We start from the raw sequence: 13,763 nt of genomic DNA on the forward strand, positions 1-13,763 counted from the left end.
TAAAATTAAGTTAATATTAGTCTTGATAGATTAAATTTGCTTTATCAATATTATTACTATCAATTTCAAGCACATGATTACCTTCAACTTCGACCTGAATGATTTCATTTTCCAAGTCTACAGAAAGTAATTTCGCCTGAAATTTGCGACGGTTCTCGACAGCAGCAATTAATCGTAAAGCCACTTGTTGCCCGATATAGGCAGGTAATTGATTAAGTTGAAAAAATGGACGATCCCAACCTGGTGATGATACTTCTAAAGCATATTCACCCGAAATTGGATCATGGACATCAAGCATTGCACCCACTTGTTGTGTTACCAAAACACAATCCTGAACGCCAATACCACGCCCGAGTTCAACTTCACCATCTTCATTGAGGACAGGTTCAGCATTTTCATCTACGACTTTATCGATATAAATACGTAGTAAAGAACGCTTACCTTGTGGCAGGAATTCAATCCCCCACAGATCTACACCACACGCAGCTACAGCTGGCGCAATAAGATCATGCAATGCTTGAGATTTATTTGATAATTTCATGTACTCTCGTCGCTCTTATACGAGCCAATCAATCTTAACCGTATAGTGAAGCACGACTATTTGACCAATTGATGTCGAACAACTACACGATAGCTAAACAACCAATAAAAAAGGGCGTAAATCGCCCCTATGTTACACAGAAAAGCTTAGCCCACTGTGCAAAAAGGCCCACCTTATTGTGAGCCTCTTTTTAGAAACTTGGTAGCGGGAGCTGGATTTGAACCAACGACCTTCGGGTTATGAGCCCGACGAGCTACCAGACTGCTCCATCCCGCATCAACGTGCAAAAATTATATACAAATATGAAAAAAAGTCAATTTAAGTTTTCTTCATATCCGTCTGATTAAGTTGCACCTTAATCAAATGGTAGCGGGAGCTGGATTTGAACCAACGACCTTCGGGTTATGAGCCCGACGAGCTACCAGACTGCTCCATCCCGCATCAACACAAACACTGCATACACCGAACTTAACTGGTTATTAAGTTTGGTGCGGAAGGGGGGACTTGAACCCCCACGCCCGAAAGCACTACCACCTCAAGGTAGCGTGTCTACCAATTCCACCACCACCGCAGTTTGTGGGACGCATTCTATTCCTTTAAATACAAAAAGGAAAGTCCTAAATCGACTTATTCAGCCGTTTTAGGTGCATTTGATGAAGTTTCAGGCGATGTTGCCGGCGCAGATGTCGTCGTTTGAACAGTTTTCAAACTATATGCATCTGTGGTTTGTTTCTTTGCAAACACAGCGAGTGTCAAACTGGTGACAAAAAACAGCGCTGTAAAAATCGCAGTCATACGAGTTAAAAAGTTGCCTGCGCCTGAAGCACCAAATACGGTTGCAGCACCGCCACCACCAAATGATGCGCCTGCTTCTGCACCTTTACCTTGTTGTACCAGAACCAAAGCAATAATCAAAATTGCTAGAATGATGTGTACAACGAGTATAAAACTATACATCTCTATTCCTCGTTATTTGCTTTGCGCAAATGCTTTTGCGATTTGGTAAAAAGATTGCGCATTTAAAGATGCACCACCCACCAAAGCACCATTAATATCTGGACATGCCGCCAATTCAACCGCATTTTCAGCTTTTACACTACCACCATACAAGATCGCAGTATTTGCGCCAAATGCAGTAATCTGCTTTAAGCCTTCACGAATTTTTGCATGCATCGCCTGAGCATCTGCGGGTGACGCGGTTTTACCCGTCCCGATTGCCCAAATCGGTTCATACGCTACCACAATATTTTGCCATTGTTCAGCTTTTACCACCGCTGCAATATCACAAATTTGTTGTAATACGACTTGCTCTGCTGCACCCTGCTCGCGTTGCTCCAAGCTTTCACCGACGCAATAAATCACGGTTAAACCTGCGCTTAAGGCATTTTGCAGCTTTGCTTTTAATATTTCGACATTGTCACCGAATAATTCACGGCGTTCTGAATGTCCAATCAATACATATTCAATCTGACTGTCTTTTAACAGTTCCGCACTCACTTCACCTGTGTAAGCACCTGTACCTGCCACACGAGAAAGATCCTGAGCCACGGTATAAACAGCTCTGGCTGCATCTTTTAACTGGGCATGGACACCCGTCAGCGCAATCGTCGTTGGCGCTACACCAATATGACATTGCTCAGGAGAAATATTGTCCTGCTGTAATAACTGCTTAAATTCTTCTATTAGTTGGAAAGCATTCGCATGCATTGGATTCATTTTCCAATTGCCAACAACCCAAGGGGTAATGGTCGAGTTCGACATACTTCGCCCGCCTACTGTTAATTTTCAAAAATGCTGCATATTTTACACGGATTTTTATAAAATTCAGTTTTTTTCTATTGTTTAGATATAAATCAATTTAAAATTTATCTGAATCTAAAATACGCTTTGTTTTACAACGCACATCGCACTCATATTTATTTAAAAACAAGAAGCTTCTGGCTGGTAAAAGTATAGGATCAATTTAGAAATTAACGTATTACATAAAATTAATTTGTAAAAAAACTCGATCAGTTCAAAGTTTAGCTATGAATCAAGGCAAAAACGACACTTTCTCTAGTGGCATTTTTGCATAACAAAAGTATAATTTTTAGGATACATATTATAAACATTTATTGTCATAAGGCGGACAGATGTCAGGATTACATACGTCTCCAAAGTTTTCGGGGTTTATTCGACGGTTAGTTGAAGACAGTCATCTGTCTGCGGCAACCATGCAATCAGCGATTGATGCTGCTAAAAGAGCACAACAAGACATCGTCGCGCACTTAATTGAACATCATCGTTTATCGCCGCTTACTATTGCTGAAACCATTGCAGCCGAATTTGGCGAACCTCTGTTTGATCTGGCAGTCTACGATACTGCCTTGCTGCCGCGTGATCTGGCTGACAACAAACTGATTCAGAAACACAGAGTCGCTCCCCTACTGCAACGAGGCCAGATCCTGTACGTTGCCACCAGTAATCCGACCAATATCGAAGCACTGGATGCAATTCGCTTTAACACCAAACTCAATATCGAACCGATCATTGTTGAACACACTAAATTAGAAAAACTGATTGAACAGCAATTTGGGGATTCGGGAAGTTTCGACTTTGGTGATAGCGAAGATTTTGATCTGGATATTGATGTAAGTCAGGATCCAACAAAAGAAGAAGACGATGCTCCACAAGGCGATGAGTCACCGATTGTTAAATATATCAATAAATTACTGATTGATGCGATTCGCATGGGTGCATCCGATTTACATTTTGAACCTTATGAAAAAATGTATCGGGTTCGCTATCGCGTTGATGGTGTACTCCGTCAAATTGCCAATCCGCCTTTACAAATGGCAACGCGTTTAGCGTCTCGTTTAAAAGTTATGTCGCAAATGGACATTTCAGAAAAACGGATGCCTCAAGATGGTCGTATTAAATTAAAGCTCTCTAAAACCAAAGCCATCGACTTCCGTGTGAACTCACTGCCGACGCTGTTTGGTGAGAAACTAGTTCTACGTATTCTTGATCCATCCAGCGCCATGCTCGGAATCGAAGCACTCGGTTACGAAGATGAGCAAAAAGCTTTATTCATGGAAGCGCTGGATAAGCCTCAAGGCATGCTTCTGATCACTGGTCCAACGGGTTCTGGTAAAACGGTCTCGTTATATACAGGCCTCAATATTTTAAATACTGAAGATACCAATATTTCCACGGCCGAAGATCCTGTCGAAATCAATCTGGAAGGGATTAATCAGGTCAACGTCAATCCCAAAACGGGTCTCACCTTCTCTGCTGCATTGAAAGCCTTCTTACGTCAGGATCCAGACATCATCATGGTGGGTGAGATTCGAGATCTGGAAACAGCAGAAATTGCCATTAAAGCTGCCCAAACAGGCCATATGGTAATGTCGACACTGCATACCAACAGTGCACCTGAAACCTTGACCCGTTTACGTAATATGGGCGTACCGTCCTTCAATATTGCCACTTCAGTGAATCTGGTGATTGCGCAACGCTTGGCACGTCGCTTATGCTCTCAGTGTAAGACACCGATTGATATACCGAAACAAAGCCTTTTAGAGCTTGGCTTTACTGAACAGGATATGGCTGATCCTGATTTCAAAATTTTTCAGCCTGTGGGTTGTTCTGAATGTCGTGAAGGCTACAAAGGCCGCGTTGGTGTTTATGAAGTCATGAAAGTCACGCCAGAAATTTCTAGAATTATTATGGAAGACGGCAATGCCTTACAAATTGCAGCCGCATCAGAACAAGCAGGTTTTAGTAATTTACGTCGTTCAGGTTTAAGAAAGGTGATGCAAGGAATTACCTCTTTGCAGGAAATTAACCGCGTGACAAGTGAATAAAATCAATAAAAAGGATTAATAATCATGGCAGCTAAAAAAGCGCAAATGATGCCAACTTTTGCTTATGAAGGGGTCGACCGGAAAGGAGCAAAAATTAAAGGGGAATTACCAGCTCGTAATATGGCTTTGGCGAAAGTCACCTTACGAAAACAAGGCGTCACCATTAAGAATATTCGGGAAAAGCGCAAGAATATCCTTGAAGGTCTGATGAAGAAAAAAGTCACGACGCTGGATATCACTATTTTCACTCGCCAATTGGCAACCATGATGAAAGCAGGCGTACCACTGGTACAAGGCTTTGAAATCGTTGCAGAAGGTCTGGAAAACCCTTCTATGCGTGAAGTGGTACTGGGGATCAAGGGTGAGGTTGAAGGCGGTAATACTTTTGCTGGTGCCTTAAAAAAATACCCGCAATATTTTGATAACCTGTTTTGCTCGCTGGTGGAATCTGGTGAACAATCAGGTGCGCTCGAAACCATGTTAGACCGTGTTGCGATCTATAAAGAAAAAAGTGAGCTGCTCAAACAGAAAATTAAAAAGGCCATGAAATATCCAGCTACCGTTATTGTAGTGGCTGTAATCGTGACCATTATTTTGATGGTTAAAGTTGTACCTGTGTTTCAGGACTTGTTTAGCTCTTTTGGTGCAGACCTGCCTGCGTTCACCAAAATGGTCGTGAACATGTCCAAATGGATGCAAGAGTACTGGTTTATCCTGATTATTGTAATTGGTGCAATCATTGCAGCCTTTTTGGAAGCAAAAAAACGCAGTAAAAAGTTCCGCGATCTTCTGGACAAAATGGCATTAAAAGCGCCTATTTTTGGGGATCTGGTTTATAAAGCGATTATTGCGCGCTATAGCCGTACCCTAGCAACGACCTTCGCAGCAGGTGTACCGCTGATTGATGCACTAGAGTCAACTGCGGGTGCGACCAATAACGTCATTTATGAAGAAGCGGTCATGAAAATTCGTGAAGATGTCGCGACAGGTCAGCAACTACAATTCGCCATGCGTGTTTCAAACCGCTTCCCTTCGATGGCGATTCAAATGGTTGCAATTGGTGAAGAGTCTGGTGCTTTAGACAGTATGCTGGATAAGGTTGCCACTCATTATGAAAACGAAGTCGACAATGCCGTAGATGGTTTAACGTCTATGATGGAACCGTTAATCATGGCTATACTTGGTATTTTAGTCGGTGGCCTCGTTGTTGCCATGTATCTACCAATCTTCCAAATGGGTTCTGTGGTCTAATACGCATGCAACAAATTATTTATTATTTTATTGAAAACCCAACTGCACTTTATCTTGCGGTTGGGCTTTTTAGTTTATGCATTGGCAGCTTCTTAAATGTTGTCATCTTCCGCACCCCCAAGATGATGGAGCAAGAATGGCATCAGGAATGCCAGATGCTACTCAATCCAGAACAGCCGATAATTGACCAAAGTAAACTGACCTTGAGTCAACCCGCTTCGACCTGCCCCAAATGCGACTCTGCGATTCGCTGGTACCAGAATATTCCTGTTATTAGCTGGTTAGCGCTGCGAGGTAAATGTGGAACCTGCCAGAACCCAATCAGTATTCGTTATCCGTTCATTGAACTACTGACCATGCTGTGCTCGCTGGTAGTAGTTGCTGTTTTCGGCCCTACTCTAAAGATGCTATTTGGTTTAGTGCTCACTTGGGTATTGATCACACTGACCTTTATTGATTTTGATACCCAATTGCTGCCAGACCGCTTTACCCTTCCCCTAGCGGCCTTAGGTTTAGGAATTAATAGTTATGCCATTTATACCTCTGCCAGTCTGGCAATCTGGGGTTATATCATTGGTTTTTTATGTCTCTGGATCGTGTATTACATTTTCAAATTAATCACGGGTAAAGAAGGCATGGGCTATGGCGACTTTAAGCTGTTAGCTGCCCTAGGTGCATGGATGGGGCCAATGCTGCTGCCTTTAATCGTGCTACTCTCTTCAATGGTGGGTGCGATTATTGGTATTATTTTGATGAAAATGCGTGGTGAAAATCAGCCATTTGCATTTGGTCCTTACATTGCAATCGCAGGCTGGATCGCCTTTTTATGGGGCGATCAGATCATGAAAGTTTATTTAGGTGGTTAATATGAGTTTTATCTTGGGTATTACAGGCGGTATTGGTAGTGGAAAATCGGCTGCTACACAATGGTTTGAATCCCAAGGTATTACTGTCGTCGATGCGGATATCGTGGCAAGAGAAGTGGTTGAGCCAGGCCAACCTACATTGCAAGCGATACAACAGGCCTTTGGCGACTGGGTTTTATTAGAAGATGGCAATTTGGATCGCAGAGCGTTGCGTGAGCATATTTTCCAGTTTCCAGAAGCGCGTCAAACGCTGGAAAAAATTACCCACCCAGCCATTCGACAGTCTATTATTCAGCAGTTACAACAGGCCGAAAGTCCTTATGTGATTTTGGTTTCACCTTTACTTTTTGAAACCAACCAGCATGAACTCACGCATCATACCTTGCTGGTAGATGCTGATGAGCAAACCCAACTACAACGGGCCAGTCAGCGTGATGGGCAAAGCGAAGAACAAATTCGTAAAATCATTGCAGCACAAATGCCCCGCGTTCAAAAACAACAGCTTGCCAATGATATTGTCATCAATGATGGCTTATTAGAGCATCTGCATCAGCAACTTAAACCATTGCACTTGAGTTATTTGCAACGCGCAGAACACGCCTTCTAACCTTGTTTCTGCCGAGCCAACTGCGCAGCCAAGCTGTCTTTACGGAACCAGTGCCATGGCTGCAATGCGCCAATCCCCATCCCGATCAGGCCACAAACAATCGCGGCATTCAATGGTTCATTCAATAAAGGAACTGCAATAATCGCGGCAATAAAGGGTGCCAAGGTTACAATACTGCCTGTTTTAAATGCACCTAATCGCTCAATAGCAGCCACATAAGTCAGCGTTGCCACAATCACAACTAGCACACCATGAAAAAGCCCCTGAATCAATAAATGTGCAGGCGTTGCTTCATGAAAATGCTTGGGAATAAATAGAAGATAAATAGGGAGATAGATAATTGCAGACCAGATCACCACACCCGCAGTTGCGTGCCACGCAGAGAGCTTCCACTGTTTCAGCAAAACAGTAAAAATTCCCCACCAGATTGCACTGACAAATAGAAGTAGATCTCCAACGCCCAATCCCGAGGCTTGATCATGCAGCATCAAATAGCTCATGAGTACCAAGGCACTCATCATGATGATTAAGCTTACCCAAGTATGTTTATCAAAAGGTTGCCTAAATAAGATATAGGCAGCGACGGCGGTACATAGCGGAATACAGCCATTCAGGAAAATGGCAGCATGTGCGGCTGGTGCATGTAAAAAGGCGGTATAGACTGTAAGGCAATACACCAGTCCACCAATCAGCGCCAAAATAACGGGGCGTGGATTCCATAAAAAGGCGAGATCTTTTTTATAGATCAAAACTGGCAATAAAATCAGGGAAGCAATGGCAAAACGCATGGCCACCAGATCCCAGACACTGACATGCCAATGTGCATTGAGGCGGGAAAAAATCGTAAATCCGCCCCAAATACACATCGTGATCAGGACAAAGAAATAGCCTTGCGTACGAGCAGTCATCTGGGCTTACATAGAACAATATGAGCTTAAATTATACACCACGTTGACGGCAGGCTTCATACAATGCCATACCTGTTGCCACGCTTACATTTAAACTTTGCAGGTCACCCGACATCGGGATATACACAGTATGATCACATTGTGACTGGGTAATCGGTCTTAAACCCGTATCTTCAGCTCCCATGACAATCACGACAGGACCTTTAAAATCACATTGATGAATCGGCAATGCTTTTTCATCCAGCATGGTACCAATCACACGGGTGTGTGTGCTGTCTTTCAGATGTGCCAAGGTTCTTGCCAGATTGGTCACTTGAATAAATTTCACTTTCTCGGCACCACCCGCTGCAACTTTACGCGCTGTCGGCGTCAAGCTTGCTGAACGATCACGTGGCACAATCACCGCCTGAACACCCATCGCTGCCGCAGTACGAATACACGCGCCAAGATTGTGTGGGTCAGTCACCTGATCAAGCGCCAGTAACAACGCATCTGGAGACTGCTGCATGAGTTCATCCAGATCTTTTTCATTCAAGGTCGGATGTGGGCGAACTGCGGCAACCACCCCTTGATGGAAAGGTAAACCTGCCAGTTTCTCCAGACTGTCACGACTGGCTTTTTGAATGCTGATGCCAAAAGGTTCAGCAAGTTGCAAGATTTTTTGCAAACGCTGGTCATCTCGACCTTTTAATGTAAATAAAGTCAAAACGCGTTCAGGCTCTAACTCCAACAATGACTCCACCGAATGAACGCCATAATAATATTCAGGTTTTGCCATGAACGACCTCGTTTAGCACGTCCTCTTTTACAAAAAAGAGAATTAGGAATTTTGAAAAATAAAAATCCTGCAAAGTGACTTTACAGGTGAGGAGCGATTATAGCTCCGCAAGAGTACTTAATAAAAAAATCCTGCAAAATGTCTTTACAGGATTTTTATTGACTCTAGTGTACTCGATTTAGAAAGGAATAGGTTAGCCTTCTAAATGACAGACATAATCAAGTACATCGTCTGCTTCAATCAGAAAGGTACTATTGCCAGGGACATAGAATGACTGACCTGCACGGAATAATTCACTTTCTGTACTATCTGCGATTTTTACACGACATTCACCAGAAATAATTTCCATACGCTCTGGTACATGTGTTTCAAAAGTTAAAGGCTGTTCAGTGGGTAAAATTACACCTAAAGTCTTTTTTGTACCATCTTCAAATTGTACTGTATGGCTGATACATGCCCCACCAAAATACACATTCGATTTCTTGATGACCGTTACATGATCAAACTGCACTGAACTCATGCGTACTCTCCAAATAATGCCGCATTTATATTAGGTTATGCTGGACGTAGTTTAATTGTGCCGTGACAACTAATCAATCCATTTTCTGGGCTAAACATAGCAATTTTCATACCTGAGCCCAGATTAACAAAGCAAAGCTTTGTCTGGGCGCAAGACGAACAGCTATGCTGTTAGTAAAGAGGAAGCACAAAGTGAAACTTTGCCCGAGCGCAAGACGAACAGCTTTGCTGTGAGTAAAGAGGAAAAGCAAAGTGAAACTTTGCCTGAGCGCAAGACCTTGCGCCATATATGGCTCATATGCTGCGAGTGGCGAGGAAAAATAAAGCATGAGAAGCATAGCTTCGCAAGGTTCGGGTGCAAGACGATGAGTGGCAAGGGACAGCCTGCATTAAGAAAGTTTACCCAAACGCAAAACCTTAACTCCCCATATAAATGTTGAAGAAAAAGCCAAGAGGTCAAACACATAACAAAATAATCTTCTATCCATACAGTAAATAAGGAAAATCCTACATTCAACTCTTGTAGCAACTTTAAAACTTCTCTATCTTTAAGCAAAAGATTCTGTGCATTGGATGCGTTTATGCTCACCCATTTAACTTTAATTAATTTTGCACTCGCTGACCATTTGGCTTTAGATATTGAACAAGGCTTCAATGTGCTGACTGGTGAAACTGGCGCGGGCAAATCATTATTGTTAGATGCGCTCTCTGCATGTCTGGGTGAACGCACTGATACCAATTATGTCCGCTATGGCGCTGACAAAGCCGATGTCACAGCCGTATTTAGCTATCAAGCTGACAGTGCCGAAGCGCAATGGCTCGCCGAGCATGAACTAGATGATGATTCTGGTGAGATCCATTTAAGACGTGTGATTTTTGCCACAGGCCGTAGCAAGGCCTGGATCAATGGCCGTCCGAGTAGTTTAGCCGAACTCAAGGAAATCGGTCGTTTACTGGTACAACTCTATAGCCAGCACAGTCAACAACAGTTATTAGAGCCGCCTTATCCAAAACGCTGGCTAGACCGTTATCACAATTTTGCAGAGCCCTCGAATGCCGTTCGTGAAGCATATAGCACATGGCAAAAGAATATTCGTCAGCATCAAGCCGCTTTGGATGCGCAAGCAACACGCATTCAAAAAATACAAAACCTAGAATCTCAAATCGAAGAACTCGAAGACGTGGTTCAAACCGATTATCGGGAAATTGAGCAAGAATTTGATCGTCTTAGCCATCATGAACATATCATGCAGGATTGTAGCTATAGCCTGAATGTCTTAGATGAAGCTGAGCAGAATATTACGCAGGAAGTCGCATCGATCATTCGTCGTTTAGAATCTCATGCAGGTCGTAGTGAACAGCTTGCTAGTATCTACAATGCGTTGTTAAATGCGCAAAGCGAAATCGATGATGCTACGGCGAGCTTACGTCAATTTATTGACCGTCAGAGCTTTGATCCAGAGCGTATGGAACAACTGAATGCGACGTTGGAAGTATTCCATCGCTTGGCCCGCAAGCATCGCACTCAACCCGAATTACTCAAACAAGAATATGAAAGCTGGCAGCAAGAATTAGAACAGTTGCATCAACTGGAAGATCCAGAAACTTTGGCAGAGCAAGTCGAAGTTTCGTATCAGGCGTTTATGCAAAAAGCACAGCATCTAGATGAAATTCGTCGTGCAGCAGCGATTCCTCTAGCGAAGCAACTCACAGAACAGGTCAAACCATTAGCATTACCTGAAGCGCATTTTGAATTTAAGTTTGAACCCTTAGAACCTGCCAACGCAGAAGGCTTAAGCTTCATTCAGTTGCTATTTACCGCCAATAAAGGAATTCCTCCTCAACCGCTGGCACGTGTTGCATCAGGGGGTGAACTTTCACGTATTGCCCTCGTCATGCAAGTCATGAATGCGGAAAAGACAGATGCTGAAGTACTGGTATTTGATGAGATCGATGTGGGGATTAGTGGTGGTACTGCCGAAGTTGTTGGTCGCTTACTGGCTGATCTTGCACAACATGTTCAATTGTTATGTATCACCCATCAGGCACAGGTTGCTGCACAGTCTGACCAGCATCTGCTGGTGAAGAAACAACAAACAGATCCAGCAAGCAGTACCATTATCGAACTGAGTGAAGAGCAACGTATTTTAGAACTGGCACGTATGTCGGGCGGAGTCGAAATTAGCGAGACCACTTTGCAGCATGCAAGACAGTTACGTCAGCTTAAATTTCAGTCTGCCTAAGTAACGGCACAAAATATTAGAAAATAATTGGCGAAATCCGATCAACTCTTGTATGTTGATAAAAAGAACCTATATAGATAGATCAGCACAATACATTGAGGGAGAACCGCCTAGGTGACGAAACAATATCTAACTCACCGTTGTCTAATCGCCCCACCAGACATGGCCGATGACTTCTTTGCCAATACAGTCATTTATGTCGCTCGCCATGATGAAGACGGCGCTCAGGGCATTATCATCAATCGTCCTTCTGAATTACAGATCAAAGAATTACTCAATGATTTAGAAATTGATGCCGATAATGTGCATCCGCATGCGGTATTGCAAGGCGGGCCATTACGCCCAGAAGCAGGATTTGTGTTACATACAGGTCAACCAACATGGCATTCATCTATTGCTGTGGGCGAAAATGTCTGTATCACCACCAGTAAAGATATTCTGGATGCAATTGCGCATAACGAAGGTGTGGGTCGCTATCAAATCGCCTTGGGCTATGCCAGCTGGAGCAAAAACCAGCTTGAAGAGGAAATTACCCGCGGCGACTGGCTGATCTGTGAGTCGGATATGGATTTGATTTTCAATCTGCCTTATGGCGATCGTTGGGACGCAGCCTATAAGAAAATTGGTGTAGATCGCACCTGGTTTGCTTCCGAGATTGGTCATGCCTGATATGCAAACAGCTCAATCCATTATGGCTTTTGATTTTGGTACACAGAAAATGGGGATGGCAATCGGTCAATCCAGTATTGAAAGTAGCAATCCCCTGCCATTATTTGCCATGAAAGACGGTATTCCAGACTGGGATAAATTATTAAAGATCGTCAAAGAATGGCAACCGACCTTATTTTTAGTGGGTTTACCGCTGAATATGGATGATAGTGAATCTGAATTGTCAGCTCGTGCACGGAAATTTGCCCGTCGTTTACGCCATCAAACCAATATTGAAACGTGGATGGTGGATGAGCGTCTGACCACACGCGAAGCAAGAGAAGAACTTGAATCCTATCAGAGCAAAGGTCAGGCCAAGCGTTTATCGGCTGATAGTTTTGCTGCTGCATTATTAATTCAAAGTTGGTATCGCGATCCTGTCGGGATTACACCTTAAAGAAATCTATAACTTTTTATCATTTAGCGGCGTTCCATGCCGCTTTTTGTTGTCTCATTCTTGAATGAATTAGACCACTTGGAAACCGCATTGATTATTTTTCAATAATTCTGACTGTCGCAGTACGTCCAGAAACAAAGGCTAATGGATTATGCGGTTGCTCATCCAATACAATTTTTACTGGTACACGTTGTGCCAAACGCACCCAGCTAAAGGTTGGGTTCACATTCGCCAATAAGTTTGAACTGCCAGAGCGCTCACGGTCTTCAATCCCTGATGCAATCCCCTGCACATGACCACGAATCTGTTGACGATCCCCCATCAACTGTACGGTTGCAGCATCACCTACATGAATACGATTGAGTTTAGTTTCTTCAAAATAACCCACCACATAAAGCTGTTGACGGTCTAAAAGTGCAGCCACGGCTTGCCCGACTTTAACGTAGTTACCCACACGCAAATCAAAGTTCGATAATGTTCCATCCGCAGGTGCAACCACTTCTGAACGATGCAGATTTAATTGCGCCAAATGCAACGCGCTGTTTGCAACCTCAATCAAAGCCTGTTGTTGCAGAATAGCAGCATTGGCTTGTTCAATATTGGCAGTCAATTGCTCTTTCTCTGCGACAGCTTGATCACGCACAGCAAAGACCTGATCCTGCTCCTGTTTCGAAATCGCACCATCCATTAAGCTGGCATAGCGAGCCGCATTTTTATCAGCTAATTTTTTGTTTGCTTCAGTTTTTACCAAACTGGCTTTAGCACCTGCCAGCGTGGCATGCGCTTGTGCCAGACCTGCTTTGGCTTTGGCTAAATCTGATTTGGCCTGTTCCACATCCAACGCCTGACGTGCGACATCGATTTTAAACAGCACCTGCCCTTTTTTCACGGTCTGGTTGTCTTGCACCAGCACTTCAGTGACCAAGCCATTCACATCTGAAGCGACCTGAATCACATCACCACGAATACGGCCATCACGCGTCCACGGTGCAGCATTGTAGTAATTCCATAAATGCACAATCGTATACACTGCAACCAGCACAGCCAGTAGCAATACAATTGGACGTATGACTTTTCTCACATCAAATGCATTCATGTTC

Annotated in this window: 14 protein-coding genes and 3 tRNA genes; 7 read left to right on the forward strand and 10 right to left on the reverse strand. The window is 43.5% G+C overall.

The genetic code is table 11. The features are described 5' to 3' along the window. Nucleotides 1-16: 16 nt before the first annotated feature. The 6 genes from rimP to tpiA form a co-directional block, all read right to left on the reverse strand. Nucleotides 17-541 (reverse strand): ribosome maturation factor RimP, encoded by a 525-nt coding sequence (rimP, locus tag EC846_RS15335; protein ID WP_004774094.1) that lies wholly within the window; start codon nucleotides 539-541, stop codon nucleotides 17-19. Between the two features lie 199 nt (nucleotides 542-740). Next, nucleotides 741-817, reverse strand: a tRNA-Met gene (locus tag EC846_RS15340). Nucleotides 818-905: 88 nt separating this feature from the next. Beyond that, nucleotides 906-982, reverse strand: a tRNA-Met gene (locus EC846_RS15345). 45 nt (nucleotides 983-1,027) lie between these two features. Continuing rightward, nucleotides 1,028-1,112, reverse strand: a tRNA-Leu gene (locus EC846_RS15350). A gap of 56 nt (nucleotides 1,113-1,168) precedes the next feature. Beyond that, entirely contained in the window at nucleotides 1,169-1,498 is a 330-nt protein-coding gene (gene secG, locus EC846_RS15355; RefSeq protein ID WP_005255466.1) for a preprotein translocase subunit SecG, read from the reverse strand. 12 nt (nucleotides 1,499-1,510) lie between these two features. Then, nucleotides 1,511-2,302, reverse strand: a complete 792-nt coding sequence (gene tpiA, locus EC846_RS15360; protein WP_004774091.1) for a triose-phosphate isomerase — start codon at nucleotides 2,300-2,302, stop codon at nucleotides 1,511-1,513. Between the two features lie 371 nt (nucleotides 2,303-2,673). Here tpiA and pilB point away from each other — a divergent pair, with 371 nt between their 5' ends. From pilB to coaE, 4 genes are read left to right on the forward strand one after another with little or no spacing between them, the layout of a single operon-like run. Next, entirely contained in the window at nucleotides 2,674-4,386 is a 1,713-nt protein-coding gene (gene pilB / locus EC846_RS15365; RefSeq protein WP_123775684.1) for a type IV-A pilus assembly ATPase PilB, read from the forward strand. 24 nt (nucleotides 4,387-4,410) lie between these two features. Continuing rightward, entirely contained in the window at nucleotides 4,411-5,637 is a 1,227-nt protein-coding gene (locus tag EC846_RS15370; RefSeq protein WP_004774089.1) for a type II secretion system F family protein, read from the forward strand. Between the two features lie 5 nt (nucleotides 5,638-5,642). Continuing rightward, nucleotides 5,643-6,503, forward strand: coding sequence for a prepilin peptidase (locus tag EC846_RS18560; protein ID WP_005255469.1), 861 nt, complete (start codon nucleotides 5,643-5,645; stop codon nucleotides 6,501-6,503). A 1-nt stretch (nucleotide 6,504) separates the two neighbouring features. Then, nucleotides 6,505-7,110 carry a dephospho-CoA kinase gene (coaE, locus tag EC846_RS15380; protein WP_004774087.1) on the forward strand — a complete coding sequence of 202 codons (606 nt, stop codon included), beginning with the start codon at nucleotides 6,505-6,507 and terminating at the stop codon, nucleotides 7,108-7,110. Here coaE and EC846_RS15385 read toward each other — a convergent pair. From EC846_RS15385 to EC846_RS15395, 3 genes are all read right to left on the reverse strand, one after another. Further along, nucleotides 7,107-8,018: a DMT family transporter gene (locus EC846_RS15385; protein WP_123775685.1), complete on the reverse strand. Its 912-nt coding sequence runs from the start codon at nucleotides 8,016-8,018 to the stop codon at nucleotides 7,107-7,109. The two genes, coaE and EC846_RS15385, sit on opposite strands and share 4 nt — an antisense overlap. Before the next feature lie 31 nt (nucleotides 8,019-8,049). Beyond that, nucleotides 8,050-8,796 carry a 23S rRNA (guanosine(2251)-2'-O)-methyltransferase RlmB gene (gene rlmB / locus EC846_RS15390; protein WP_004774084.1) on the reverse strand — a complete coding sequence of 249 codons (747 nt, stop codon included), beginning with the start codon at nucleotides 8,794-8,796 and terminating at the stop codon, nucleotides 8,050-8,052. Between the two features lie 193 nt (nucleotides 8,797-8,989). Continuing rightward, on the reverse strand, nucleotides 8,990-9,316 hold the full coding sequence (locus EC846_RS15395) for a pyrimidine/purine nucleoside phosphorylase (RefSeq protein ID WP_004774082.1): 327 nt from the start codon (nucleotides 9,314-9,316) through the stop codon (nucleotides 8,990-8,992). Between the two features lie 580 nt (nucleotides 9,317-9,896). On the opposite strand from EC846_RS15395, the gene recN reads away from it, so the two are divergent. From recN to ruvX, 3 genes are all read left to right on the forward strand, one after another. Next, entirely contained in the window at nucleotides 9,897-11,558 is a 1,662-nt protein-coding gene (recN, locus tag EC846_RS15400) for a DNA repair protein RecN (RefSeq protein WP_123775686.1), read from the forward strand. Between the two features lie 114 nt (nucleotides 11,559-11,672). Next, on the forward strand, nucleotides 11,673-12,227 hold the full coding sequence (locus EC846_RS15405; RefSeq protein WP_004774079.1) for a YqgE/AlgH family protein: 555 nt from the start codon (nucleotides 11,673-11,675) through the stop codon (nucleotides 12,225-12,227). After that, on the forward strand, nucleotides 12,220-12,663 hold the full coding sequence (gene ruvX, locus EC846_RS15410; protein WP_123775687.1) for a Holliday junction resolvase RuvX: 444 nt from the start codon (nucleotides 12,220-12,222) through the stop codon (nucleotides 12,661-12,663). Before EC846_RS15405 ends, ruvX begins: the two co-directional genes overlap by 8 nt. Nucleotides 12,664-12,757: 94 nt before the next feature. Here the strand turns inward: ruvX and EC846_RS15415 are convergent, their stop codons facing one another. Next, complete coding sequence (locus EC846_RS15415; RefSeq protein ID WP_123775688.1) at nucleotides 12,758-13,759, reverse strand: HlyD family secretion protein; 1,002 nt, start codon at nucleotides 13,757-13,759, stop codon at nucleotides 12,758-12,760. Between the last annotated feature and the right edge of the window lie 4 nt (nucleotides 13,760-13,763).

Source organism: Acinetobacter sp. BIGb0102 (assembly GCF_003815055.1).
Lineage (GTDB): Bacteria > Pseudomonadota > Gammaproteobacteria > Pseudomonadales > Moraxellaceae > Acinetobacter > Acinetobacter vivianii.

What these genes read in the sequence shown, in the direction of transcription:
- recN (WP_123775686.1), top strand. Translation starts at nt 9,897, where the DNA reads ATGCTCACCCATTTAACTTTAATTAATTTTGCACTCGCTGACCATTTG.
- EC846_RS18560 (WP_005255469.1), top strand. Translation starts at nt 5,643, where the DNA reads ATGCAACAAATTATTTATTATTTTATTGAAAACCCAACTGCACTTTAT.
- coaE (WP_004774087.1), top strand. Translation starts at nt 6,505, where the DNA reads ATGAGTTTTATCTTGGGTATTACAGGCGGTATTGGTAGTGGAAAATCG.
- EC846_RS15415 (WP_123775688.1), bottom strand. Translation starts at nt 13,759, where the DNA reads ATGAATGCATTTGATGTGAGAAAAGTCATACGTCCAATTGTATTGCTA.
- EC846_RS15385 (WP_123775685.1), bottom strand. Translation starts at nt 8,018, where the DNA reads ATGACTGCTCGTACGCAAGGCTATTTCTTTGTCCTGATCACGATGTGT.
- EC846_RS15395 (WP_004774082.1), bottom strand. Translation starts at nt 9,316, where the DNA reads ATGAGTTCAGTGCAGTTTGATCATGTAACGGTCATCAAGAAATCGAAT.
- rlmB (WP_004774084.1), bottom strand. Translation starts at nt 8,796, where the DNA reads ATGGCAAAACCTGAATATTATTATGGCGTTCATTCGGTGGAGTCATTG.
- EC846_RS15370 (WP_004774089.1), top strand. Translation starts at nt 4,411, where the DNA reads ATGGCAGCTAAAAAAGCGCAAATGATGCCAACTTTTGCTTATGAAGGG.
- ruvX (WP_123775687.1), top strand. Translation starts at nt 12,220, where the DNA reads ATGCCTGATATGCAAACAGCTCAATCCATTATGGCTTTTGATTTTGGT.
- rimP (WP_004774094.1), bottom strand. Translation starts at nt 541, where the DNA reads ATGAAATTATCAAATAAATCTCAAGCATTGCATGATCTTATTGCGCCA.
- tpiA (WP_004774091.1), bottom strand. Translation starts at nt 2,302, where the DNA reads ATGTCGAACTCGACCATTACCCCTTGGGTTGTTGGCAATTGGAAAATG.
- pilB (WP_123775684.1), top strand. Translation starts at nt 2,674, where the DNA reads ATGTCAGGATTACATACGTCTCCAAAGTTTTCGGGGTTTATTCGACGG.
- secG (WP_005255466.1), bottom strand. Translation starts at nt 1,498, where the DNA reads ATGTATAGTTTTATACTCGTTGTACACATCATTCTAGCAATTTTGATT.